The sequence below is a fragment of the Pedobacter sp. HMWF019 genome (assembly GCF_003061025.1).
Lineage (GTDB): Bacteria > Bacteroidota > Bacteroidia > Sphingobacteriales > Sphingobacteriaceae > Pedobacter.
Genome location: NZ_QAIL01000134.1, coordinates 1 through 2,316 on the forward strand (window position 1 = coordinate 1; position 2,316 = coordinate 2,316).

At 38.4% G+C, this 2,316-nt stretch carries 4 protein-coding genes; 3 read left to right on the plus strand and 1 reads right to left on the minus strand.

Going from position 1 to position 2,316, the window contains the following annotated elements:
• Nucleotides 1–159 precede the first annotated feature (159 nt).
• Both DBR11_RS08450 and DBR11_RS08455 read left to right on the plus strand, forming a co-directional pair.
• Nucleotides 160–765, plus strand: coding sequence for an OmpH family outer membrane protein (locus DBR11_RS08450; RefSeq protein WP_108551556.1), 606 nt, complete (start codon nt 160–162; stop codon nt 763–765).
• Nucleotides 766–839: 74 nt separating this feature from the next.
• A complete protein-coding gene (locus tag DBR11_RS08455; RefSeq protein ID WP_108551558.1) occupies nt 840–1,322 on the plus strand; it encodes a nucleoside deaminase in 483 nt (160 codons plus the stop codon).
• A gap of 14 nt (nt 1,323–1,336) precedes the next feature.
• Here the strand turns inward: DBR11_RS08455 and DBR11_RS08460 are convergent, their stop codons facing one another.
• A complete protein-coding gene (locus DBR11_RS08460; RefSeq protein ID WP_108551567.1) occupies nt 1,337–1,735 on the minus strand; it encodes an RNA-binding S4 domain-containing protein in 399 nt (132 codons plus the stop codon).
• A gap of 116 nt (nt 1,736–1,851) precedes the next feature.
• Here DBR11_RS08460 and DBR11_RS30110 point away from each other — a divergent pair.
• Nucleotides 1,852–2,316, plus strand: a 465-nt coding sequence (locus tag DBR11_RS30110) for a 2,3,4,5-tetrahydropyridine-2,6-dicarboxylate N-succinyltransferase (protein WP_369974427.1), incomplete at its 3' end; no start/stop codon positions are given.

Consider the following 2,316-nt stretch of genomic DNA (forward strand, 5'->3'; position numbering starts at 1 on the left):
GGATAACTATTTAGGCTGAAAATGACATAAAAACAGCCTTAAAATCACTTTATTTAGGATAGTAAATTGTAAATTTTATATTTGCTTAAATTTAAAGGCCAGCAGGAACCCTGCAGACCTAAAATAACATTAAAAGAAAACAAGATATAATTAAGGATAATGAAAATGAACACACTAAAACTAAGCGGTCTTGCAACTGCTGTCGCTCTGGTTTCCGTTATGGCTTCCTGCCAAAATAAGGAAGGCGCAGCTACTACAACTACCAATACAAAATCTGAAACTGCTACGGTAACAGGTAAAGACCAAATTGTTTATGTAAACTCAGACTCTTTACTTACCAAATACCAATACTTCAAAGACCTTCAGGCAAAAATGGAAACCAAAACCAAGGCTGCCCAAGGAGATATGGGTGCTAAAACACAGGCTTTCCAAAGAGAAGTTGCTCAGTACCAACAACAACAAAACACACTTCCTGCAGATCAAAGAGCAGCAACAGAGCAAAGACTGGCTCGTAAACAACAAGAATTACAAGCTTATCAGCAAAATGCAGGTTCAGCACTTCAGCGCGACCAGGCTGCAGAACAAGAAAAATTATACGACAAGGTAGCCGACTACTTAAAAACCTATGCAAAGAAAAAAGGCTTTAAAATGGTATTAACTTATGCCAAAGGAAACAGTGCGATTCTTTTTGCTGATGAATCTTTAGATGTAACCAGTGAAGTGATCGTTGGATTAAATGATGCTTATAAAGCAGAGAAAAAATAATCCGCCGACCTTTAAAATTTCGAATGCCCTGAATTTCGGGGCATTTTTTTTGTGGTCTTTTATTTGAAGAAATTATGGAACAATCAACTCAACACGAAAAATTCATGCGCCTGGCCATTGAATTGTCTGAAAAAAATGTACTGGAAAGTTTAGGTGGACCTTTTGGTGCGGTCATTGTAAAAAATGGCGAGATCATAGCCCAAAGCGGGAATAAGGTGACGTCAAGCAATGACCCAACTGCCCATGCAGAAGTTTCGGCCATCAGACTTGCCTGTACAGCACTGAATACATTTGACCTGTCGGGCTGTGTGGTCTACACCAGCTGTGAACCATGTCCTATGTGCCTGAGCGCAATATATTGGGCAAGAATTAGCATCATCTACTACGCCAATACAAAAACAGATGCGGGAAATATAGGTTTTGACGATAAGTTCATTTATGATGAACTGGAAAAGCCGATGGAACTGCGCAGTCTGCCCATCAAACAAATGATGAGAAATGAGGCGCTACAGGCTTTTAAACTTTGGGAACAATCAACGATGCGGACGGATTACTAATATCCTCCGCTTCTTTAGTCCTCCTCAAAGAAGTTGTCTGTTAAACCATCAATTTCTCTTCTATCCCTTTTTGTAGGTCTGCCTGCCCCTCTGTCTCTGGTCATCACAGGCGCATGAAAGGTAGACTTATAGGCATAAGTTTCTTCCAGAGGCGTAATGTCTTTATATTTCGTTACTGCAATTTTTGCTTCCGTTCTGTTATAGGAGAGTTCTACCACTTCAATCACTTTCTTTTCAATTCCTTTAGAGACCTGGTATACATCTCCAGGTTTTACAATAACAGAAGGTTTAATGTTCTGTCCATTGAGCTTTACCCTTCCCGCTTTACATGCCTCTGTAGCCAGACTTCTGGTTTTAAACAAACGTATCGCCCACAAGTATTTATCTATCCTTAATTTTTCCTGCTCAGTCATAAACATCAAAAATACGTAAGAAGCTTCATAACTAACAGTTAAAAACAAAAATATTCCAATGAAATCATCGCCCAATACATAAATTTCATTTATTTTGTCAAAAATTAAATTTAATCATGATTGCAGAATTAAAAAAGTTAGTAGAAGCCGCTTGGGAAGACAGAACTTTATTAGAATATAGTCAATATTGCGAAGCTATTGAAAGTACCATTATCATGCTCGACCGTGGTGAACTCCGCGTAGCAGAACCAGTTTTAAATTCATGGGGTGTAAATGAATGGGTTAAAAAAGCAGTGATCCTTTATTTCCCAATCAGAGAAATGAAAGAAACTATAGTTGGCCCTTTTGTATTTCATGATAAAATGAAATTAAAAACCAATTACAAAGAACTGGGTGTTCGCGTTGTTCCTCATGCCATTGCAAGATACGGTGCATACCTTGCAAAAGGTGTAATCCTAATGCCTTCTTATGTAAATATTGGTGCTTATGTAGATGAAGGCACTATGGTGGATACTTGGGCAACAGTAGGATCTTGTGCACAAATCGGAAAACATGTACACTTAAGTGGCGGTGTTGGAATT